Annotated in this window: 2 protein-coding genes; both read right to left on the bottom strand. The window is 69.4% G+C overall.

Going from position 1 to position 960, the window contains the following annotated elements; all coding sequences use genetic code 11:
- On the bottom strand, positions 1-499 hold a 499-nt coding region (locus G7A99_RS21325), incomplete at its 3' end, for a nitronate monooxygenase (protein ID WP_205599983.1).
- Between the two features lie 219 nt (positions 500-718).
- Positions 719-960: RT0821/Lpp0805 family surface protein (locus G7A99_RS21320; RefSeq protein ID WP_240466370.1), on the bottom strand; the 242-nt coding region annotated here is incomplete at its 5' end.

Below are 960 nucleotides of genomic sequence, written 5' to 3'. Positions count from 1 at the left end.
GCCCCTCCGCGGGGGTGGTCACCGAGATCAGCACTCGTCCGCCGTAACCGTGGATGCTTCGGACGATATCCACACCAGGCACGCCGAAATGGAAGCTGACCACCGGAGGCTGTTCCTCACACAGCATGGCCACCATCGCCGGATTGGCGTCGATCGGCACATAGATCTCGTCCAGGGACTCCGGCACCTCCGCGTGCTGCGCCTCGAAGTGCGGGCGCAGACGCTCGAGCCAGGCGCGGGTCACGGCGGGTCGGTTCCGGGGCCGGGTATGGCAGAAGAAATTCACGTTGAACGGCTGCGCGGTCAGGGCACGCAGCTCCCGGATCTGCCCGCGGGCCTGTTCGACACCGCTGCCGCCGAGCCCCAGCGAACCGAGACCGCCGGCCTCGGCCACCGCTGCCGCCAGCGCCGGCGTGGACACGCCGGCCATCGGTGCCTGGACAACGGGGTACGGGACCCCGAAGAGGGCGCGGAACGCCGCCGATTCCATACTGTTCATGCCGTCCTCCGGTGCATCGGCCCCACGTCGCACCGAACGCTATCCGGGTGAGCAGTCCACGGCAAATGAAAGGTAACGATGGCCGCAATCACGGTCCGTGATCCCGCAGGACCGCACCCTGACGGCGGCGCCTGCGCCGCCGGGTCGGCCACGACACTCGGGCATTACCGGCACCGGGTCACCGGTACCACCCACGGAACGGTACGGGGGGTCGCCCGCCTAGCCCTGGACCTGCCAGCTGCCGTCCGACTGACGGCAGGCGGTGCCGTACACCGTCTCCGGACGGCCGCCGATGGACGCCTCCATGGTGTACTCCCGACACGGACCGCCACTGGTCTCGTAGGTGCGTGTGGGGGTGACGACGTACTCGTTGCCGGTATCCGGATTGCGCCAGGACGATGGCACCCCCGTGCGCACGTTCTCCAGCGCCGCCGCCGTACGGAGCCGGTCGGTCTCGTCCA

The organism is Arhodomonas sp. KWT, assembly GCF_010993615.1.
The sequence above is the reverse complement of the archived record's forward strand: the minus strand, read 5'-3'. Positions and strand labels throughout refer to the sequence as shown.